The sequence below is a fragment of the Parasphingorhabdus sp. SCSIO 66989 genome (assembly GCF_032852305.1).
In the GTDB taxonomy this organism is placed as follows: domain Bacteria; phylum Pseudomonadota; class Alphaproteobacteria; order Sphingomonadales; family Sphingomonadaceae; genus Alterisphingorhabdus; species Alterisphingorhabdus coralli.
Genome location: NZ_CP136594.1, coordinates 485,539 through 507,822, shown reverse-complemented (window position 1 = coordinate 507,822; position 22,284 = coordinate 485,539). Strand labels below are relative to the sequence as shown.

The 22,284-nt window shown below is 55.3% G+C and carries 15 protein-coding genes and 1 CRISPR repeat array; of the genes, 10 read left to right on the top strand and 5 right to left on the bottom strand.

Going from position 1 to position 22,284, the window contains the following annotated elements; translation table 11 throughout:
• Positions 1 to 72 precede the first annotated feature (72 nt).
• Entirely contained in the window at positions 73 to 1,185 is a 1,113-nt protein-coding gene (locus tag RB602_RS02300; RefSeq protein ID WP_317082592.1) for a ParB/RepB/Spo0J family partition protein, read from the top strand.
• A 117-nt stretch (positions 1,186 to 1,302) separates the two neighbouring features.
• Positions 1,303 to 2,586, top strand: a complete 1,284-nt coding sequence (locus tag RB602_RS02295; RefSeq protein ID WP_317082590.1) for a replication initiator protein A — start codon at positions 1,303 to 1,305, stop codon at positions 2,584 to 2,586.
• Positions 2,587 to 3,041: 455 nt separating this feature from the next.
• Here the strand turns inward: RB602_RS02295 and RB602_RS02290 are convergent, their stop codons facing one another.
• On the bottom strand, positions 3,042 to 3,371 hold the full coding sequence (locus tag RB602_RS02290) for a hypothetical protein (protein WP_317082589.1): 330 nt from the start codon (positions 3,369 to 3,371) through the stop codon (positions 3,042 to 3,044).
• 478 nt (positions 3,372 to 3,849) lie between these two features.
• Here RB602_RS02290 and cas9 point away from each other — a divergent pair, with 478 nt between their 5' ends.
• The 5 genes from cas9 to RB602_RS02265 all read left to right on the top strand — a co-directional run bounded on the left by cas9 (position 3,850) and on the right by RB602_RS02265 (position 11,377).
• Complete coding sequence (cas9, locus tag RB602_RS02285; protein ID WP_317082588.1) at positions 3,850 to 7,017, top strand: type II CRISPR RNA-guided endonuclease Cas9; 3,168 nt, start codon at positions 3,850 to 3,852, stop codon at positions 7,015 to 7,017.
• Positions 6,975 to 7,874, top strand: coding sequence for a type II CRISPR-associated endonuclease Cas1 (cas1, locus tag RB602_RS02280; protein WP_317082586.1), 900 nt, complete (start codon positions 6,975 to 6,977; stop codon positions 7,872 to 7,874). The genes cas9 and cas1 overlap by 43 nt, the downstream gene beginning before the upstream one ends.
• Positions 7,875 to 7,900: 26 nt before the next feature.
• On the top strand, positions 7,901 to 8,206 hold the full coding sequence (gene cas2, locus RB602_RS02275) for a CRISPR-associated endonuclease Cas2 (protein WP_317082584.1): 306 nt from the start codon (positions 7,901 to 7,903) through the stop codon (positions 8,204 to 8,206).
• A 58-nt stretch (positions 8,207 to 8,264) separates the two neighbouring features.
• Positions 8,265 to 9,489: a CRISPR direct-repeat array (repeat unit 36 nt; unit sequence GTCCTACCATAGGCAAATCGGTAGGGAAACCACGGC).
• Between the two features lie 346 nt (positions 9,490 to 9,835).
• Positions 9,836 to 10,156, top strand: coding sequence for a hypothetical protein (locus tag RB602_RS02270; protein ID WP_317082583.1), 321 nt, complete (start codon positions 9,836 to 9,838; stop codon positions 10,154 to 10,156).
• 162 nt (positions 10,157 to 10,318) lie between these two features.
• Entirely contained in the window at positions 10,319 to 11,377 is a 1,059-nt protein-coding gene (locus RB602_RS02265; protein ID WP_317082582.1) for a Fic family protein, read from the top strand.
• Between the two features lie 443 nt (positions 11,378 to 11,820).
• Here the strand turns inward: RB602_RS02265 and RB602_RS02260 are convergent, their stop codons facing one another.
• Positions 11,821 to 12,864, bottom strand: a complete 1,044-nt coding sequence (locus tag RB602_RS02260) for a helix-turn-helix transcriptional regulator (protein WP_317082580.1) — start codon at positions 12,862 to 12,864, stop codon at positions 11,821 to 11,823.
• Positions 12,865 to 13,136: 272 nt separating this feature from the next.
• Between RB602_RS02260 and RB602_RS02255 the strand changes: the two genes are divergently transcribed.
• From RB602_RS02255 to RB602_RS02245, 3 genes are all read left to right on the top strand, one after another.
• The gene (locus tag RB602_RS02255) at positions 13,137 to 18,716 is read left to right on the top strand and encodes a beta strand repeat-containing protein (protein WP_317082578.1); all 5,580 of its coding nucleotides are present in this window, start codon (positions 13,137 to 13,139) and stop codon (positions 18,714 to 18,716) included.
• Between the two features lie 640 nt (positions 18,717 to 19,356).
• Positions 19,357 to 19,608, top strand: a complete 252-nt coding sequence (locus RB602_RS02250) for a hypothetical protein (RefSeq protein ID WP_317080278.1) — start codon at positions 19,357 to 19,359, stop codon at positions 19,606 to 19,608.
• 4 nt (positions 19,609 to 19,612) lie between these two features.
• The gene (locus RB602_RS02245) at positions 19,613 to 19,822 is read left to right on the top strand and encodes a hypothetical protein (RefSeq protein ID WP_317082576.1); all 210 of its coding nucleotides are present in this window, start codon (positions 19,613 to 19,615) and stop codon (positions 19,820 to 19,822) included.
• 417 nt (positions 19,823 to 20,239) lie between these two features.
• Here the strand turns inward: RB602_RS02245 and RB602_RS02240 are convergent, their stop codons facing one another.
• The 3 genes from RB602_RS02240 to RB602_RS02230 form a co-directional block, all read right to left on the bottom strand.
• Positions 20,240 to 20,560, bottom strand: a complete 321-nt coding sequence (locus tag RB602_RS02240) for a hypothetical protein (protein WP_317082574.1) — start codon at positions 20,558 to 20,560, stop codon at positions 20,240 to 20,242.
• Between the two features lie 138 nt (positions 20,561 to 20,698).
• Complete coding sequence (locus tag RB602_RS02235) at positions 20,699 to 20,974, bottom strand: hypothetical protein (RefSeq protein ID WP_317082573.1); 276 nt, start codon at positions 20,972 to 20,974, stop codon at positions 20,699 to 20,701.
• Positions 20,975 to 21,020: 46 nt separating this feature from the next.
• Positions 21,021 to 22,259 carry an RHS repeat-associated core domain-containing protein gene (locus RB602_RS02230; protein WP_488663493.1) on the bottom strand — a complete coding sequence of 413 codons (1,239 nt, stop codon included), beginning with the start codon at positions 22,257 to 22,259 and terminating at the stop codon, positions 21,021 to 21,023.
• Positions 22,260 to 22,284 lie beyond the last annotated feature (25 nt).

The following is a 22,284-nucleotide window of genomic DNA, read 5'->3' as shown; positions in this document are numbered from 1 at the left end:
CTCTTTCCTACAACACGACGTTCTTATAGCGTTCTGGGTTATATTCGCTGCAAATTGGAAAGGAGCAGCCTGATGGCACGCAAACAAAGCGATTATCTGGCTAGCCTTTTGGCCGATGAGGTCGAGGAAGGTGCCGATGCAGAAACTGCAGCAACCAAGGACGGCGCATCGACAAGCGCTCCCCCTACTCCGACTCAGCGCGCAGACAGTGCTAACACATCAAGCCGCCGCGCCAGCACCAGCCTGTTGGGCCGCGAAAGCGCTCTGGCACGCATTGCGTCGGGCGAGGTCAAACAGGTAACCCAGCTATTGCTTGACCCTGCAAAGGTCCGCATCTGGTCCGGCAATGCTCGAATCCAGGCGCAGATCAATGCCGACAATTGCCACGATCTGATTGACTCGATCATCGCCGAGGGCGGGCAGAAAGTGCCGGTGGTGGTGCGCAGGGTCGATGACAAGGCAGCACGCAAAAAGGGCCATGACTATGAGCTGATCGCTGGCACCCGCCGCCATTTCGCCATCAGCTGGCTACGCGCCAACAGCTATCCCGATATGAAGCTCTTGGCACAAGTGGCCGATCTTGATGATGAGGCTGCGTTCCGCCTCGCCGATATTGAAAACCGCGCGCGCAAAGATGTCTCGGATATTGAGCGTGCACGCAATTACGCCCATGCACTGACCGCGCATTATGGCAATCATCAAACGCGCATGGCCGAACGGCTGAAGATTTCCAAGGGCTGGCTCTCCAAGATGTTAAAAGTCGCCACCCTGCCCGATGATCTGCTTACCTGCTTTCCCGACTGGCAGGGCCTAGCGCTCAACCCGGCCTATAAGCTGGCGCAGGCCTTAGATGATGCTAAAACCGGCCCGTTGGTCCGAAACAATATCGCTACAGTAAAGGCGACACTCAAAGAGATGCGAGACCAGGATGAGCCCCTGCCAGACGCCGCGGCGATTATTGCTATGTTGCATAAAAGCGATAGCGCGCTCTCCCCTGCCCCGGCCTTTGAGCCGGTGAGCTTTGCGAGCAAAATGGGCCGCCTAGCCCTCAGCATCCAGAGCGCCAATCGACAGGGCGTGACCATTCGCCTGCATGCAGGATCAGGGGCAAGCGAAGCCGAACTGGCCCGCAGTTTCAAAGAGGCATTGGCCCTACTCAAGAAACAGGGGCGTGATATTGGCTAGCATGGCTCACCCTGCCCTTCTAACGGCACGGAAGCCCGGTTTCCCGGCTTCGGGCAAAATGTTTCCTGCAGGAAACATCGGTTCACCGCCCTGCCCCATCACCAGAAAGCCAAGCCCATGAGCCGCGCCAAGCGCCAGTCGGTGAATGAACAGTTTGACCTGTTCCTGCCCTATATTGCTGACCTCAATTTCCGTGATCAGCGCGAAATGATGGAGCGCCCCTTTTTCTCGCTGGCAAAAACACGCCGGACCAAGCCAATTGACTACACCAGCCCGGATGGCAAGCTCTGGGTCCATGTGTCAGCCAATCCTGATTACGGCATGGCAACGATATGGGACGCAGATGTTCTCATCTATTGCGCTTCCATGCTGGCGGATATGGCACGACGTGGCACCAATGATATTCCGCGCAAGCTCCACATCATGCCCTATGATCTGCTGCGTGCCATTGGCCGCCCGACCACGGGCCGTGCCTATGAACTTTTGGGACAGGCACTTGACCGCCTTGTATCGACAACCATCAAGACCAATATCCGTGCCGAGAATCGTCGCGAAGCCACATTCAGCTGGCTTGATGGCTGGACGCAACTGGTCGATGAACGCACCGAACGCAGCCGCGGCATGACGCTGGAGCTGTCGAACTGGTTCTATGAAGGCGTCTTGATGAAGGGTGGGGTGCTCGCCATTGACCGCGCCTATTTTGACATTACCGGTGGGCGCGAGCGCTGGCTCTATAAGGTGGCCCGTGAACACGCAGGCGGGGCAGGGGAGAAGGGCTTTGCCATCTCTATGCCGACACTGTTTGAGAAGTCAGGAGCAGAGGGGCAATATCGCCGCTTCAAATTCGAGATACTCAAGCTCGCCGACAAAAACGCTATTCCCGGCTACCAGCTATTGGTCGAAAACAGGGCAGGGGAGGGCGAACCTCTTATCCGCATGCGACGGGAAAATAGCGCTACTGCCGCTGCAGATAGCACCATCACTATGAAGGGCACGACAACGACCGCGGAGTCTGTGAAAGCCAAAGGAGCCAATGTTTCCTCGAGGAAACATTCCGAACACGCTCCGCAGAAGCAAAAGCATGTAAGCCCTGGCAATTGCGGGCAGGGCAGGGGAGCCAAGCAGACCACCAATGATGCCGACAGCGCCTCCTTCGTTGATACCCGCGCGCTACTGCGGAATGTCGGCGCGGGACTGCGCTATGACGATACCAGAGGGATCATTACCGAGGACACTCGCGATTTGCTTCGTCGTGAATGCCCAGGCTGGGACCTTTACACACTGCATGCCGAGTTTGAAGCCTGGGTCAATGCAGATACAAGCAGGGTTCCGGCCAACTGGCAAAAAGCCTTTATCGGTTGGGTCAAGCGCCACCATGCCCGCAACCGCCATAGCCTGTAATTGCGAGAGGATAGATCGGGAAATCACACCGCCTGTATGGCATATACAGCCACGGGGCAGGGGAGGGGCGTTCCCAATATGTCGTGATCGTCGCCACATAGGTAGAACCGAGATCGGCCAGATCGACTAACGAAACGCACATTGAACCTCTTTCGCCGCAAGCCATTGGAAAGTGATTCAATTTGGCAACCATCAACTTGGCGTAGTTTGAGGTTTCGACACAATGGGAACTCCATATCGTCGCCCAACGACATATTGGGAACACATCAACGATCCATCAGGAACGCGTCAACGACCCTTCAGGAACAGATCACCGACCTTTCAGGAACAGCAAGATTTTGGCGACTCGTGGTTTCATAGGGAGTTTAGCGCACTCATCCCGCTCTTAACTGTCTAACCTAGATATTAACGTCTTAACGCACTGATGTTTATATGAATCTATGGAGAAAGATGGTTCAATCACGCCAGATATGTTCATCAAAGATGCTTACTTTCTCAAAGGCATCCAAAACCGGTTGCATGATCTTGCGTTCTTCCGGGTCTTTCACGAAGAAGGTGATATCCCTCATCAGGTCTCGTGCTTCACGCTCGCTTGTGTAAACACATTTCAACCACAATGAGCCGATGATGATTTTCTGCTTTTCTTCAAGGCTGAGAGCATTGTTTTGCGTGCCAAGGAAATGCTCGATTGGCTTATCTGGATTATGGCTGCCTGGTTTTCTCCTTTTGAGGCTGATGTGCGGTGATGCGCGTTCTACACTGTCAGGGTAGCAATGTCCCGGCATACATGCCCAATGCCAAGACAGTCATGATTGCAATCGGCCCATATAACCAAAGATACCGATCAAAATGGGGGCGCTGGGATGCCCTTTGCTCTGCTGCTGCCAATACCTGATCCAACCGCTCTTCCATGGCCTTCCGCCCAGCGGCCATCTCGCGCCGTCTCTTGTCAATCTCAGCCAGTTTATGACGAATTTCGTATGAATCGATTTTAACCGCCCCTTCTTACTAAACAGTCGTTATAGCATGTAAGACAGAGACAGTTAAGCCCCACTACAATCATAGTAGCGGGGCTTAAAGGTGATATGAAAACCGATATCAGTGGACCTGTTTAAGGAATTTCTCTCAAGGAGATCAAAGGCCAAAAGGCATCCTTCTCAGTCAGGCCAAACTGTTACCGTGATTTCCCTACCGATTTGCCTGTTGCTTTATTGCGATATTGATCCACTATGGTCAAGAGCATTCTTGCAAATGGAGGTTTTCTTGTCGGACCTTGTATTCGGGATTGATATTGGTATCGCGTCTTGCGGGTGGGCTGTATTGCGCAAGCCGGTTATTGACGAGGCGCCTGGCGAAATCATCGCTCTAGGTAGCTGGATATTTGACGCGCCCGAGACCAAAAAGGAGCGCACGCCGACTAATCAGATCAGACGAGGTAATCGTCTGTTGCGACGCGTGATCCGCCGCAAGGCTAAACGCATGTCGGAGATACGGAAACTGTTCAAGCAGCACCGTCTACTAACGACTGACGAACCGGAGGTTCTGAGAGACTGCAATATTGACCCTTGGGAGGTTCGTGCCAAGGCACTGGACAAACCGCTAGCTCCCAAAGAACTGGCGATTGCTCTTGGCCACATCGCCAAGCGGCGGGGTTTCAAATCCTCGGCCAAGGAGCGCGGTAGCAATCAACCCGATGATGATAAGAAGATGCTGCAGGCTCTTGAGATAACGAAGGAAAAACTGGGCCGCTACCGTACTGTAGGAGAACTGTTTGCCCGTGATCCCGACTATGTCCAACGCAAACGCAATCGTGAGGGCCTTTATGATCGTACCCAAAGTCGCGATGACCTTGCCCATGAAGTGCAGCAGATTTTTGCCTCACAGCGCCGATTGGGCAATGCGCTGGCGAGCGAAGCATTGGAGGAGGCATTTGTAGCAGAGGCCTTTTACCAAAGGCGGTTTCAAGACAGCGAAAAGCTGGTCGGGTCCTGCCTGTTTTTGCCCTCCGAGAAGCGCGCGGCCCGTTATTCTCCTTCTTTTGAAAGATTTCGCCTGCTGACCAGGCTGGTCAATCTGCGGATCAGCGATGGTGAGGTGAACCGCTCGCTGACACCAGAGGAATTGCAGCTGATAACCGCGGATATGGGCAAGACTGCAAAGCTCTCCGTCAAGGCTGTGCGCAAAGCGATTGGTCTGGCCGATGATGCGTCTTTTACGACGATAAAGCCGGAAAACGAAGATAAAGACATCGTTGCTCGCAAGGGCGAGGCGATGCCGGGCACAAAGAAGCTGCGCGAGGCTCTGGGCGAGCGGCTATGGAGTACATTAAGCGCAACGCCGGAAAAGCTTGACCAGATCGTCCATATACTGAGCTTCTTTGAAACAGAGTGCAAAATATCATGCGAACTGAAGGTCCTGGACCTCCCGGCAGGGGCCGTTGATGCACTTTTGGAGGCGTTGCCCACCTTCGCCCGTTTCAAAGGGGCGGGGCATATCTCGGCCATGGCTGCACGCAAACTTATCCCGCATCTGGAGGAGGGCCTGCGCTATGATAAGGCTTGTGCTGCTGAAGGCTGGGACCATGCAGCTTCTCGCTGGTCGGGCAGGGAGCAGGTGACCAACAAGGCAAGGTTCAACCGCCTGGTAAAGGAGATGGGCTCAGAAATCGCTAACCCAGTGGCGCGCAAAGCGCTGACCGAGAGTCTCAAGCAGCTTTGGGCGATGCGTAATCGCTGGGGACTGCCCGACGCCATCCATATCGAGATGGCCCGGGATGTTGGAAAGAGCCTGGAAGAGCGCAACAAGATCAGCCGCAACATCGAACGAACAACCGCGCAGCGCAAGCGCGAACGGGCTGAGGCGGCGGCCCAACTTGGCATAGATGTGGAGGATGTGCGCAGCGACACATTGCTCCGTTATCGTTTGTGGAAAGAACAATGCGGTCGCTGCCCCTATACCGATCAAGCCATTCCTCCCAAGTCGATTGCCGCGCAGGACAACAGTTTTCAGGTGGATCACATCCTTCCCTGGTCACGTTTTGGCGATGACAGTTTCAACAACAAGACCCTGTGCATGGCCAAAACCAATCAGGACAAGGGCAGCGATACGCCCTATGAGTGGATTATGCGCGCACAAGACGAGAAAGGCTGGACGCAATTTGTCGAGCGGATCGAATCCAACCCCAATTATGGCGGATATAAGAAACGCAACTATACGCTGGAAAATGCTGATGAGGTGGCCGAACGATTCCGCTCTCGGAACCTCAATGATACACGCTATGCCGCCAGGCTTCTCGCCGAAGCGGTGAAGCTGTTCTACCCGCAGGTAGAGCGCCAGGACAAGGACGGGAAACGGCGCGTTCTGACCCGTCCCGGGGCCCTCACGGCGGCATTGCGTCATGCCTGGGGCGTTGAGTCGCTCAAAAAGATCGATGGCAGGAGGGTTGATGATGCGCGTCACCACGCGCTTGATGCACTGATAGTGGCCGCCTGTACCGAAGCACAGATACAGTGGCTTACCCGTTCCTATCAGCAATGGGAGGGCAGGGGACTTGCGCGCCCGCTGCGGCAGATACCTCCGCCATGGGGTGACCCACACAGCTTTCGTCGCGAGGTTGAGCATGCGTATAACGGTATCTTTGTCGCCCGCCCCGAACGCCGCCGCGCCAGAGGGGAGGGTCATGCGGCAACCGTGCGCCAGGTCAAACAACGTGACGGTGTGGATATCGTTTTCGAACGTAAGTCCGTAACCGATATGAAGCAAAGTGATGTCGCAAGGATCAAAGATCCGGAACGCAACGCAGCCATTATTAGCGCGGTTGAACAGTGGTTTGCAGACGGGAAGTCACTGGATGAGCTCCCAAAATCGCCTAGTGGCGATGTGATACGCAAGTTGAGGTTACGGACCAAGATCAAGCCGTCCGTTGCTGTGCGTGGCGGCACGGCAGACAGAGGCGATATGGTTCGAGTGGATATCTTTTGCAGGCTGGATAAGCGTGGCAGGAAAGCCTTTTACGCCGTTCCCATCTACCCGCATCAGATTATGAATCAGCAACAATGGCCAGAGCCACCTAACCGCGCTGTTATCGCCTATAAAGATGAGAGAGACTGGCAAGTCATAGATGACAGTTTTGGTTTTCTCTTCAGCCTATACCCTCGCACCTATGTCGAGGTGACGAAACGCGACGGAAGCATTTTGGAAGGGTATTTTCAGGGCTTACATAGAGGAACAGGCGCAATATCTCTGTTCAATCCCAACAATTCCAATTCTCGAAAAGACAATTTAGGCAACTCCATGGACGCCATAGGCTTGAAAACTTTACTATCTATCAAGAAATATGAAGTAAATCGTTTTGGCATCAGGTCTGAAATAGCATCGGAGGTTCGTACATGGCATGGCGTGGCCTGCACATCTCCAATCCCGCCCGGCTGAATTATAGAAATAGCCAAATAGTGGTTGCCCCTGAAGGGGAAGAGGAGCTCAGCTTTCCGGTCGAGGATATCGTCTGGATCATTCTCGACACCGTGCAGCTATCGCTCACCTGTTCCCTGCTAAGCGCCTTGGCAGAGTCAGGTGTGGCGCTGATCGTGCCGGACAGCCGTCATCACCCTGCCGGTATGTTGCTTTCTTTCCATCAGCATCATGCACAGGCCGCCATGGCGCATGACCAGATTGCGATGACGCTGCCGTTGCAAAAGCGGCTCTGGCAGAGGTTGGTCCGGGCGAAGATAGAAAATCAGGCTGCGGTCTTGCGGGATATCGGCGATGACCATGCCGAAGCTTTGTCCTCCATGGTCGCACGGGTAGGATCTGGTGATCCGGCCAATATGGAAGCACAGGCCGCACGTGCCTATTGGCCCAGACTGTTTGAAGGCTTTCGCCGGCACGATCAGGATCGCAGAAATGGCCTGCTCAACTATGGCTATGCCGTTGTTCGTGCAGCTCTGGCTCGGGCTTGTGCCGCCTCAGGGCTGCTGCCTGCATTCGGAATTCATCATCGCTCGCGCACCAATGCCTTCAACCTGGTGGATGATTGTATCGAGCCTTTTCGCCCCTGTGTTGACCGCTATGCACGCAAGCGCAGCACCGACAGAGAGGGGCAGGAGCTGGATGTTACGGATCGCCGTCATATGGCTGCTATCCTGAATGAATCAGTCTTTTTGGGAGAAGAACGCCTGACTGTATTGGCGGCAACAGAAGCCATGATCGCCAGCCTGGTGCGAGCCATCAATGGCCGCGATGCCGGGCTATTGCAGGTTCCGTTCCTACCCTTGGCAAGGCACGACTGAAGGTGGAGGCTGCGGAGGTACGCTATATGTGGTTGATGGTGTTCTTCGATCTGCCGACCCGAACCAAGCCGCAAAGGCGGCGCGCCAATCGGTTCCGACAGTTCCTCAAAAAAGACGGTTTTATTATGTTGCAACTATCGGTTTACGCGCGGGTTTGCCGAGGGCAGGATGCTGTCGACAAACATATTCGCAGAGTGCGCGCAAACTTGCCCAGTGAAGGCAGTATACGCACACTGCAAGTGACCGATAAGCAATATGCGAGAATGGAACTCATGCTTGGAACCGCGCCAAAAACAGAGTCGGAAGGTGCTTCTCAGATGGTTTTGCTGTGAATTCCGGAATCAAAAAACTCCGAAATTCACAGCAATCACAATCGCTTGCGCAAAAGCTGTCCTACCATAGGCAAATCGGTAGGGAAACCACGGCAGCTTCTTTGTGCGATGTCAATTTATCTTGAGTCCTACCATAGGCAAATCGGTAGGGAAACCACGGCCTAATCAGCGCTTGATCGTTCGCCCCCAGCGTCCTACCATAGGCAAATCGGTAGGGAAACCACGGCCAAATGCAGGACGTGCCTATTGGCGGCACAGTCCTACCATAGGCAAATCGGTAGGGAAACCACGGCTCGTGTATTGCATGGATAGCCGCCTTCCTGGTCCTACCATAGGCAAATCGGTAGGGAAACCACGGCATAGCGCCAGCGCCTGCCCCAGTGGCGGCGGTCCTACCATAGGCAAATCGGTAGGGAAACCACGGCAGTCACAAAGGGGGTACGAGAAATATGTGCGTCCTACCATAGGCAAATCGGTAGGGAAACCACGGCAACTCGCTGCATCGGGCGATTACAGCAAACGTCCTACCATAGGCAAATCGGTAGGGAAACCACGGCCAAAGTGCCTCGGCAGGCGCAGAAATGGGGGTCCTACCATAGGCAAATCGGTAGGGAAACCACGGCCCTGAGGCCAGTTTATAGACCTCCCGAAAAGTCCTACCATAGGCAAATCGGTAGGGAAACCACGGCACAGCGCCAGCGCCTGCCCCAGTGGCGGCGGTCCTACCATAGGCAAATCGGTAGGGAAACCACGGCTTTAACCAAGATCGCTCTATCGCCGACAATGTCCTACCATAGGCAAATCGGTAGGGAAACCACGGCGCCGCTGCCCTGATGCCAACGATGTGAAAAGTCCTACCATAGGCAAATCGGTAGGGAAACCACGGCATACTCTAGGCGGCGGGTTTCATAGGATTTGTCCTACCATAGGCAAATCGGTAGGGAAACCACGGCAACATGCTTGGTGAAGCACACTGCCGAAGAGTCCTACCATAGGCAAATCGGTAGGGAAACCACGGCGAACAGAGTGTGCGGCCGAAAGCGCATCAGGTCCTACCATAGGCAAATCGGTAGGGAAACCACGGCATGGCTGCGGGTCAATGTGAATTTGCTTTAGTCCTACCATAGGCAAATCGGTAGGGAAACCACGGCATCGTCATGCGGCTTCTTTTCTGCCGCACGGTCCTACCATAGGCAAATCGGTAGGGAAACCACGGCCGATTAGTCTGGCTGTGTTGGTTGCGCAGAGTCCTACCATAGGCAAATCGGTAGGGAAACCACGGCTGCATAAGCAGCTTAACGGGTTTTATTTTGGAATCTTTCAACGCTCTCCAGCAATATGTAACAAGGCTCGGACGCCCCTTGTAATCGCTAGTAAAATTAGTCCCTCGGTAAAGTGCACACCCTACGCGGCAACCGGGCAAGAAAGGCACATAAATTCAATGCTTTACGGCAGGCACATTTGTACCACAGGTGAGACATTTGTCTCACAATCGCGCTAAAGTCTTGAGATAAAAGGAATGATTCATGTGTGACAATGTACTACATATAACGGACTGGGCGCTGATCTGAGTATACCGCTACGGCGACTTTTCTCTGCGTCAACTAGCCCGGATTGAGGGAGTAAAATGTGGTACAACGCAAACCAAAACTGAACATCCGCGTCGATAATGAGATGCTGGAATGGCTAAGATTTAAGGCGGAGGCCAGTGGCAAGTCACTGACAGAAGTCACTTGCGACTATATCGAGCATGGCATTGCCGCAGAGCAAAGAGGCTATTGCGAGAATATCGCGCGCAACGGCCTCGTGACCGAATATTGCCAGATCGTGCTTGAGATGCTGGCACAAAAACATTTCCCGACCAAGTTAGACGAAATCGTTGAGGTCGCCAAAAAACGGCAACGACAATTCTATATGGCCTCCGCCCGGGATGAGGAGGACATGCTATAATTTCCCACAAGTGATATTCGCTCCAGCAAGAAAGCACTGCACTTCAGCATCGAGCAGGTATGATCATGCACCTAGGTCCGCGATGGTGCATCAATCATAATCCGGTATAAACCGGTATTTATTCCGGTATTTATTCCGGTCTAATCCGGTATATATACGGGTATGCTTAACACCGACACCATAAAGATCACCCCCGAATTGCTCGCTCTTCTTTCGGAGATTGACGAGTTTAAGGGCGCATGGCGCGCTTTGGGGACTCTGGCCCCTGAGCGCTTACAAGCTTTGCGGCATGTCGCAACTATCGAGAGCATAGGATCATCAACCCGCATTGAAGGCAGCAAGCTGACCGATCGCGAGATTGAACAGCTGCTCTCCAGGCTGGACATTAAGCGGTTCGATAGTCGCGATGTGCAGGAAGTGGTGAGCTATGCAGAGGTGATGGAAACGGTTTTCCAGGCATGGGAGGATATCCCCATCACAGAAAACCATATCAAACAGCTGCACCGCGACTTGCTGCGCCATAGCAGCAAGGATGAGCGTCACAGAGGCGCATATAAAACTGTACCCAATGATGTCGGTGCTTTTGATGAGAGCGGCAAGATGGTCGGGGTGGTTTTTGAGACCGCCAGTCCATTCGACACCCCGCAGCGCATGGCCGAGCTCGTCCAGTGGCTCAATGATATGCGCTCGCTTAAACGCCTTCATCCGCTATTGATTGTCGCCATTTTCGTCGTGGTTTTCCTGGAGATACACCCGTTCCAAGACGGCAATGGCCGCCTGAGCCGCATCCTGACAACCTTGCTGCTGTTGCAAGCAGGCTATGCATATGTTCCCTATTCGTCGCTTGAGAGTGTGATAGAGAACAGCAAGGAAGGCTATTATCTGGCCTTGCGCCAGACGCAGACCACAATCCGCAGCGATGAACCCGATTGGCAGCCCTGGTTGCTGTTCTTCATGCGCGCCCTGCAGCAGCAAAAGCGCCGCCTCTCTATGAAGGTCGAGCGCGAGGAGCGTGCCTTGGCGGACCTGCCTGAGCTGGCTGTCCTGATCCTCGATTATGCCCGCCAGCATGGCCGGGTTGCCAACCGCGATATGGTGAGAGAATATGGCGCCAGTCCCAACACATTGAAAGCAACCTTCCGCTCATTGGTTGATAAGCGACTGTTGGTCAGACACGGGGGTGGGCGGTCCACCTGGTACAGCCTTTCGATAGGGTCATGAGCGAGAAGATATAATATCTCGCCCATCGGGCGATCTCTCAGGCCATCAAGATCACTTACAAACCATCGCGGCTCAGACGCTCAGGACCTGGCTATCCAGTAAAAACTCGACCTTGGCATCATAGCTTCGGGTGCGCCATGGCGTTCCGTCCGGGGCTGGGGGAGGCGGTGCATCTGTTGTTTTGCGGCCGTATTCAACATAGGGTAGCGTGCTTCTTTTGTAATCCCGCTTCAATTCCAATAGATACCCGCATAACGCGCTGGGCTCCAAACTGCATCAACGAGATGGAACGAAACCAACGTTCACACACGTGCTCATCTGACGCGAGATACTGAACTGGCGGACCAGGACCGAGACGGTTTCGCCGCCATTGAGCTTTTCGCGCAAAGATCGGTCCTAAGCTTCCGTTCGGTCAGAAACAGATATTGGCAATTCGTTTCCACTCAGATATTCTGCGACCGATTAAGCAATTCGCGGAGCAATAATCCGGATTCCTTGGGCTTTTGTGATGGCTCTAGCGCATTTGCGCGGTCGAAGCTAAAATCATCCCTTGCCTGACTTGGCGATACGCCGAACTGCTTTTTGAAGCTGCTTGAGAAATGTGCTTTGTTGGCAAAGCCTACCGCTTGCGCGATCTCGCCTATAGGTCGCTCAAAGCTGTCAAATACAAGATAGCTGAGTGCGCGGAACAGGCGGCGTCTGGAGACATAGTGGCTGACACCGCCATATTCTTCAAACATACGATAGATTACGGCGCGCGAGAGCGGGAATTGCTCGGTTAGGTCGGTGATGCTGAGGGCATGATCCGCCAAATTCTCCTCAATATAGCGCAGCATTCGCATTTGCTGGCCGCGTGTGCGGTCGGCTTCATGCTGTCTTTCCTTTTGCAGCATTTCAAGCTGCCGCTTTAGTATCGCGGCCAATAGCTGGCCCATATGTTCGGCCTGCTCGCCATCCGCAGACTTTAACCCGCCAAAAAATGCCGCCATACTGGCAGCTATCATCACCGCTTCGGGAGCGTCTGCTGGTATTTTGTGATGGGTCAGGTCTGTGACCAGATCATGCCCCAATAGCGCCACAGAAACTCCGATGACCTGACAGCCAAAATCCTCCAGATCGAGCAGAAAGGAGATATTGCTGGCCTCGACCATAACGTCACCGGGGCGCAGCGATATTGTTTCGCCCTCAACCACACCATGAACACTGCCTGTTGTGATAACCCGTAAGCGAGCGATTTTTGCCATTTCGTCCGTACAGCGGTGCTGCAGACGACAATTGATATTATAATCTATCGAAGCGGATAGGCTATCGAGCACCCAAGTCTCCCCCCCACCGGAAAGCGCTTTCCGCTGTCGCCCTGTTGTCGGCAAGGCAGAAACCGAGAACTCAGGCGGCATAAAGCCCTGAAACAGCGCGAGCATTTGCGGCTCTGACATGTCGGTCGAATCGATGCGTATATGCTGGAGGGTATCGGCTTTTTCTGTCATCTTTTTATTATCAGGCCAGGGTTGGGATGGTCGCTATCGCTGATCACCGCGATGCCTTTTCCAACATTTTTTCATGCAAATACAGGTCTCTGCATTGTTCCTCATGTAAACGAAATACGACCAATTCTAGGGTATTTTCCCGTGCGTCTCAATTCTGTTTATCGAGCGTCTCAATCTGCCCGCCGCACCGCCTGCACGCATTGTCAGTGTCGGCCTTCATCGATAGCCCAAAGACAATTGACAAATGAGAGTAATGAGGAAGGGGCGCCACGATGAAGACCAGATATTTGCTTTCAACCGCCATAGTTTTTGGCGTTGTCAGTGTTAACAGCGCACTGGCACCAGAGGCGAAAGCCGAGACATGTTTGCTGGACACAAATGGCGATGGCACTGCGACCGCCGGGGTCGACACCGATGGTGGAGCGGATGATGATGGCGATGCGAGTAATCTCGCTTGCGGTCCCGGCGCGTCGGCGACAGGCGGCAACAGCGCCACGGCAATCGGGAATAACGCTCAGGCCACTGACAACGGTACAACGGCCATTGGCAGCAACGCGGCTGCATCCGGTTTTGAGGCGGTTGCGGTTGGCTCTTTTGCCAATGCCAACGATCTTTACTCGATTGCCATTGGCACCATCTCCAGCGCCAGCGGCTTTGCATCCGTCGCCATCGGCGGTGACTTTAACGAAGACGGAACCGGCACGACGGCCTCGGGCGATGGGGCGACCGCTGTGGGCGGCGATGCCAGCGCGAGCGGGTCAAATGCGATTGCGCTTGGCGTGCAGAGCACGGCCAGCAACTCTGCAACTATCTCGATAGGCACAAACAGCGATGCCACTGGCGAGAATGCCATCGCCATTGGCAGCGATGGCGTTGATGGCGGCACCCAAGGTGCTCTCGCCTCGGGAATCAACGCAACCGCTGTTGGCGGCGATTCCCAGGCCACAGGTGAAGATGCCACTGCGATTGGGGCGGGCGCGCAAGCCGGAGCCTTTGGCACCGCATTGGGGCGGATCGCGATTTCCAGCGCTAACGAAGCGGTGGCCATTGGCCAGAACAGCGATGCAACAGCAACAGCAGCGGTCGCGGTCGGGACAGATGCGCAGGCGACCGCAATTGGCGCAGTATCGCTCGGTCGACAGGCCAACGCCTCTGGAACTGATGCGCTCTCCTTAGGCCGCTCCAGCGCAGCGAGCCAAAACGGGGCTATCGCACTGGGGGGATTTGCAAACGCTTCGGCTCAGAACGCGGTCGCCTTGGGAGCAAATTCCGTTGCCGATCAGGCGAATACGGTTTCGGTGGGTGCGTCCGGCAGCGAACGCCGCATTGTCAACGTCACCGCTGGCACAGCAGACACCGACGCCGCCACTGTGGGTCAGCTCAACACTGCCGTCAGTGCCGCGACCTTTGCCAGCAGCGATTATTTCGTCGCCAACTCCACCGGTGCCGCAGCAAGCGCAGGCGGAACGGATGCCATTGCCATCGGCGTGGGTAGCGTTGCGAGCGATAATGACAGTGTGGCAATAGGTTCCGATGCAGAGGCCACCAATCTGGGATCAATAGCCATTGGCGGCGATCTGGATGACGACGGAACAGGGGCTTCAGCGACAAGAGGGCGTGCGATTGCGATTGGCCATGATGTGCAGATTAATAACATAGCCGCAATCGGTATCGGCTCGGGTGCGCAGGCAACAAACACGAATGCCCTGGCGATTGGTGTTGGTGCAGTTTCATCGGGCTTTGAGGCTGTCGCAATCGGTGAATCCAGCGCGGCGACGGACACCTCCACTGTCGCTATTGGGGAAGGTGCGAGTGCTAGTGATCGTGCGGCCATCGCCATTGGTGATGGTGCAGCTGCAAGCGAGACAGACAGCATCGCCATAGGCCAAGGTGTTGATGTCAGCGGCTTTACAGCCATCGCTATTGGTGGCGATCTGGACGACGACGGCAATGGCGCGCTTGCCAATGCCGAAGGTGCAGCGGCCTTCGGTGCCGACGCTGCCGCCACGGCCGAGAACGCTTTAGCTATCGGAAGCAGTTCTATAGCGAACGAAGCGAATACCGTGTCGGTCGGCTCTGCAGGCAATGAGCGCCGCATCGTCAATGTAGCGGACGGAACTGCCGCAACGGATGCTGTCAATTTGGGGCAACTCAATACCGCCATCAGTGGCGCGACCTTTACCAGTAGCGACTATGTCGTGGTCAACTCCACCGGCACGGCGGCGAGCGCGACGGGTGCGGACGCTATCTCCATTGGTCAGAAGGCGGTCGCTGGAGGAGCAGTGGCAGTTGCCATCGGCGAAAGGGCCGAGGCGACCCAGTCCCAAACCGTTGCACTGGGCGGGTTGGCAGAAGCCACGGGCGGCAGCGCGACCGCGATCGGCTATAGCGCGGAAGCGACCGAGAGTGACGCAACCGCGATCGGCAATGCGGCAGAAGCCGTTGGTGCGGACGCCACGGCCTTGGGGTCGGGCTCAGTGGCCGTTACTGACGGCGTCGGATTAGGCGCTGGTTCTTTTGCAGGCAATGAGCGTGCAATTGCGGTTGGACGCACCGTGATCGCTGGCGGGGAAGGTGCGATTGCGATTGGCAGCGATGGTAATGACGTCGACTTTCCTTCTGATCCCGATATCGAGATCGGTGCGCAGGCCATAGGTGACTTTGCCATAGCGCTTGGGGCGGATGCTGTCGCTTTGGGTGACAGTTCGATTGCTACGGGAGATGGTGCCTCCGCGGTTGGGCTCGACTCGGTTGCCATCGGCACTTTTGCAACGGCTGCCAATGTTGATGGCGTTGCGATTGGTTTCAATGCGCTAGTAGAAGGCGATTTTGCCGTGGCCTTGGGTTCGGAAAGTCTGGCATCGGGAGAAGATGCCGTAGCGTTGGGCGCCCAGGCTTCCGCCATTGCGGATGATTCGATTGCTATTGGTGATGACAGCGTGGTCGAGGGTGATAACGGCATTGCCATTGGCGATGACGCCAGAGCATTGGCTGCCGATGGTGTGGCGATAGGCGAGAGCGCCTTTATTGACACAAGTGCGCAAAACAGCCTGGCCTTCGGTAAAGGGGCATCAGCAACCGCAGTGAATGCAGTGGCTATCGGCGCTGGCTCGCTAGCTGATCAGGCGGATACGGTATCCATGGGGGCCAGTGGTTCGGAACGCCGTATTGTCAATGTCGCCGACGGCACGGCGGACACAGACGTGGCAACCGTAGGACAAGTCAACACCGTATCCATGGCTACTGCAGCGGCGCAGGGTGACGCGACACAGGCACTGGCGGATGCGGCGACCGCGCAAACCGCAGCAGATAACGCCCAGACCGATGCAACTCAGGCACTTGCCGATGCGGCAACAGCACAGACCGCCGCCAATGATGCACAAACGGACGCGGATCAGGCTTTGTCTGATGCTTCGGATGCGCAGGATAGCGCTGATGCGGCACAGGCCAGCGCCGACGCCAATGCAGAGGAACTAGAATATTTTGATGTGAACTCTACAGGAACGGCAGCCGTTTCTTTGGGTACTGACGGAATAGCTATCGGCCAGGGCGCGCTTGTCAATATGGGCGCAACCAATGGTGTTGCCCTGGGCAATGGCGCCAGTGTGGCCATGAATGTCACCAATGCGGTCGCACTCGGTGCAGGCTCGGTTGCGGACCGTGACAATAGCGTCTCGGTTGGCGCCGTCGGCAGTGAGCGGCAGATCGTCAATGTCGCTGCGGGAACACAGGATAATGACGCCGTCAATCTGGCGCAGCTTAACACAGTAAGCACTGCTGCCAGTGCTGCACAGGCGGATGCGACACAGGCTTTGTCGGATGCGGCCTCGGCCCAGAATGACGCCACACAGGCGCTTACCAATGCAGCGGCGGCGCAATCATCGGCAGATCAAGCTCTGAATGAAAATGCAACACAGGACGGCTTGATTGCCGCCAATACGGCTAGTGCAGCTACGGCGCAGGACACTGCTGATACAGCCATCATGAATGCGGCGGCAGCGCAGGGCACGGCGGATCAGGCGCTGGCCAATGCGGCGACGGCACAGTCCAGCGCTGATGCTGCACAGGCAGCAGCAGATATGGCCCAGAACGATGCCAGCCAAGCGCTCACTGATGCTGCTAGCGCCCAAGCAATGGCAGATGCCGCCCAGAACGATGCGACACAGGCGCTTACCAATGCAGCGGCGGCGCAATCATCGGCAGACCAGGCTCTTAGCGAAAATGCGACGCAGGATAGCTTGATTGCCGCCAATACGGCTAGTGCAGCTACGGCGCAGGACACTGCTGATACAGCCATCACAAATGCGGCGGCAGCGCAGGACACGGCGGATCAGGCGCTGGCCAATGCCGCGACGGCTCAGGGGACAGCAGATACGGCTCTTGCTAACGCTGCGAGGGCCCAATCGTCAGCTGATCAGGCCTTAGCCGAAAATGTAACACAAGATGGATTGATCGCGACTAACGCTGTCAGCGCAGCTGCTGCGCAGGATACAGCGGATACTGCAATTGCAGATGCTGCAGCGGCTCAAGCTTCTGCAGACCAAGCACTAAGTGAAAACGCTTTGCAGAATGGCGAAATCGCAGCTAATTCAGCGAGTGCTGCCGCAGCACAGGATACTGCAGACCAAGCAATCGCCAATGCCGCGACTGCTCAGAACACAGCGGATACGGCAAGCATAAACGCAGCCACAGCACAGGGCACAGCGGATACCGCGATCACTAATGCCGCTGCAGCCCAGGCGCGTGCGGATGAGGCTTTCACCAATGCAGCGACAGCACAGGACGTTGCCGATCAGGCACGCATAGAAGCGCGTGAAGCGGCTGTAGCAGCAGCTATGGCTGGAGAAAATAGCGTGGAAGCCTTGGCACAGGCGGATGCCGCCTTTGAGCGAGCATTGGATGCGCAGAACGATGCCGATGATGCGCGCACAACAGCGCTGCAAGCGCAGATGGAAGCCGATGCCGCGCTGACCCTCGCCGAGACCAACAGCGAGGAGCTGGAATATTTCGCGGTGAACTCCACCGCAGACGGCTCCGTCGCAACCGGTAGCGACGCAGTTGCCATTGGCCCGCAAAGCACGGCATCGGGTGACCGTTCGGTGGCTATTGGGTCGATGGCCGAAGCCAGCAATGGCCAGTCGGTATCCATCGGTTATAGCAATATGGCAAGCGGTGATGGCGCCGTCGCTATAGGCAATCCCAATAGTGCAATCGGTACCGGAGCCGTGGCCCTCGGCGCGGGGAATATAGCCACCGGCACAGGTGCGGTTGCGCTTGGCAATGTCAATGTTGCCACCGGCAATGGTGCAGTGGCGCTGGGCAATGGTGCCATGGCGACAGCCGATGGCGCGGTTGCCATCGGCACCGGCGCGATTGCCAACCAGCCTAACCTCATAGCACTGGGATCAGAGGTCGCCACTTATCGCTTCGCGGGCATCACCTCAGATGCGAGCAATGCGGCCCAACAAGGCGCTGTCAGCCTGGTGACAACCGATGCGCTGGGCAATCTCGGGACCAGCAGTCTAAACCTTGCATCTCTGAGCCAGCTCGATGGGCGTGTGGCCACACTCGAAGGACAGATGGTCGCCGCCTTTGATCTCGCCAACACTGTCGACAGGGACGCCCAACGCGGCATCGCTGCGATTGCAGCCCAAGCCAACCCGCATTTCCCCAGCGAGGCCGGGCGCACAAGCTATGCCAGCAACTTCGCCGTCTATCGCGGTGAGGTCGGTTTCTCACTCGGTCTGATGCATCGCCTCGACAGCGAAACGCCCTTCGCAATCACCGCGGGCGTCAGCTATGCAGGCGGCAATTCTACCGCAGTAAGGGCAGGCGTTGCAGGGGAGTTCTAGGCCCTATAATCTAAAGTGATTGGTTGAGGCGTCCAAATGGCACAGAGATGCTGCGAGATCGTCTGCTTAATGTACAAAATAAGCTAAATGGAGACAGTCCACACACCGGCCCTTAATGGCCATAGTTTGAGGGCTGCGCGCTAGCCCGGCTTCTTCTTTGGACCCGTCGCACTGCGACGGGCTTCAGCGCAATCAAGATTCATCATCGCGCAAGGACTAACCAAGCCACGCTTGGCGAGTAGGGTTTGTGGTTAGAACTGGGACCATTTCATCCCGCGGTTGTGCAGGTCCGCTGCCATTTATTGATATAACTGATTTGACTCATAGGAGACAATGCTTGCTCGGATAGCACGCAGGAGTGTGAATACAGTTTTGTCTCAGCTTCTCGTTGCTTGTTTTGCGTGGGGAGATGACATCGGCTTTCATCTATGCAACATAACCCTGCCGCATCGAAAACGCGGCACGGGGCGTGGTAACCCTGATGCACGACTGAGCCTTGGCCAGAGCATTCTGGCCGGGTCGCTGTCGTGCATGTCCAAGGCTCTGCCCAAAGACGGCAGCGCGCTCGGACTCAGTCGCGGGTGTTACCACGACCCGGCTTTTTGAAGGTCGGCTTAGGAGGTAATCAATGCGAATTCGGATGAGCGGCGCTTATAGCGCGCATGAGTTTCTGGACGCCGTGGACTGTATCGTACAGACACTGGTGGCCAATGGGATGGATGAGATCCGCAGCGCAAATATCTATATCAATCCATATCGCCACTGTGAGCTTTTGGCGTTTCATGATCAGGATATGGGGAAGGAATTCCAGCTGCTGGACTATCAGGGAAGACGCAAGCGTGAGTTTGTCAGGATGTCGCCCAGGGTCCAGCCTGTTTTTGAAAAGGAATGATGCGATGACCAAGAAGAAAACGGAAGACTCTGCGCGAACAAACCCAAATTGGCGCTGGAGCGTAGAATACTTCCTTGATGAAAGGAACATGGATATGGGTTCCATCCTTTTCAGGATCGGACGCAAATACCAGATCACCGATGAGGAGGCGGACTTCATCGCCGGTGGCCATGGTATCTGGCCTTGCAGCAAGGCCTGCATTGCCAAAAAATGATACTCTTTGCAGCTGCTGGCTGTACATCCGACAATGATCATTATGAATCATCGCCGGTCCGCACCCAAGACACAGATTGCAGTTAAGACTTAAGAATCAAATACTCAAAGAACAGTAAGTCAAGGTTCATGCCGAGAAGGGATGATACAGAACCGGCATTACACCTGGCCCAAGGAGTTCATGGAAGCCAGTAAGCTTGGGCTTGCTTATGACACTACCCGTTTTGCGATTACGTACGAGGTTGAGGGTCTGCGCTGTAAGTCTCGTGATCTGAAGGAGTGCCTCGCTGAGCTTACTCTTAAGAACCGGTACTTCCTATCGGAGACCTCAGTCTATTGCCTGCTGAAGGCCGAGGAGCTAGCGGATTACATCAGCGCCGCGCGGATGGATTCTATCCGTGGCGCTCCCTTCTATTCTTTAGACACTGGGAAGGGCATATGCCCGCAAAGGCGCGATTGAGCCTTGCCAGTTGGCGAACAGATGATGCCGGGTGCTGCTATTGACCGTGCTGCCTTCATACCATTGGGTGGGGACATCGGCATCGACACCATGGACATAGCGATCGGTAAGATTACCCAGAGCATCATATTCCGCCACCAGCGCATCGCCATCATATAAGAAGCGGGTAATGCTGCCGCCTGCCGCCGTGCCATCAACCTGCCATAACCGCCCCATCGGATCATAGGTCAGCGTTGCCTGTTTCGCGCCCATGGCCCGTACCAGGCGGTTCTCTTGCATCTAGATAAAGGTCACACTGCCATCAGAGGTCAGATTGCCATTCGCATCATGGATGAAGCTCGATGGGCTGGACGGATTGTACGTAGCGCGAAATATTTCGGAATTCAGTAAATCATCCAATTCTTGTAATTCTGAAAATCAGAAAAAGGTAAATCCAGATGCAGGCGGTCTGTCAAAGTTATCGAGCATTCTTGATTCGCTTGGAATTAGTCGCTCCAAATTCGCAGCCAGGGCATTGTCCTCAGAAGCTAATTCCATGCGAATAGCTTCCGCCCCTTTTTCTACAGCTTCGCCCACGGATTTAGCTGCGATCTGGCGAAGCGCATAAAATCCTTCGATTCCAGCAAACCTTCCATTCGGTCGCAACCAATCTTGAGCGAAAATCCCCTCAAACATAATCTCATACACGCTCATTTCATTCGATCCTATTCCGCTTTCGAACAGCCCCCAAGGCCGGAGGCTAGCATCCTGTATCGATTCGACTCGCCCGTGCTCGGCACACCACAACCGCAGCGCCGCTTATCGGACGATCGCTGTTGCTTCTTTGCTCAGCACCAATATCTGTTGCGGGCCCTGGTGAGGCCTCCGATGGCGACATTGGCTGGCCACAACCGCTTGCAGGGCAAGTGCCATCGCCCATTTCAGTTACGTAAAAGGGATTCGTTAGCTGGTCAATCACATCAAGAGCCTGCTCGAGGAATGCCAGCGCTCCAGTTGCCGACCAAAATGTGTGACCCCGCTGCCCCTCAGTTTGGTAGTGCGGCCGACCTTGCTGACCAGTTGGATTGCCATCGCTGTCCCTTAAATCATGGCCTTTGTGTCGTTTCAGCTTGCTAGGATCATCACTGACTTGACGTTCTATTTGGCGAGCCTCTTGCCTCGATCTGGCCTGAACATTCTGACCACTTCTTCGCGCTTTAACTGCATCTTCCTTTGACACTTTGGCGATCTTCTTAACGCCGTCTTTGACAAATTTCACCAGCCAACCCCACATCCCAGTAGGATCCACCAGATTAACCGGGTCATTGCCGACATAAGCGTACAGATTAACCTGATCCTCATATCCGATAGGATCGGTTTGCAGGAACCTGCCGAGCGTGGGGGAGTAGACCCTTGCCTTGTAATGATAGAGCCCAAGCTCGGGGATGGCGATCTGGCCGGTATATTGGAACCGGCCGATATTGGTCTCATTGGCAATGCCATAAGCATCATAGGCGTTGATGTTGACGGTATTGCCTGTGGCATCACTGATCAGCGCGATCGAGCCTTGCCAGTTGGCGAACAGATGGCGCCGGGTGCTGCTATTGACCGCACTGCCTTCATACCATTGGGTCGGGACATCAGCGCCCACGCCATGGACATAGCGTTCGATTACATTGCCCAGGCTGTCATATTCCGACACCAGCGCATCGCCGTCATAGAGGAAGCGGGTGATGGTGCCGCCTGCCGCCGTACCATCGACCTGCCATAACCGCCCCATCGGGTCATAGGTCAGCGTCGCCTGTTTTGCGCCCATGGCCTGCACCAGGCGGTTCTCGACATCATAGGTAAAACTTACAGAGCCATCAGCAGTAAGATTGCCATTCGCATCATGGGTGATGCTGGCAGCGCCGGCTGAGGTGTATTGATTAAGACCGTTTGCCTGATAGCTGCGGTTGACATCATAATGCGCGGTGTTGGCATAGCTGTCATTGTCCAGCGTGCGGCTCTTGATCTGGCCACTT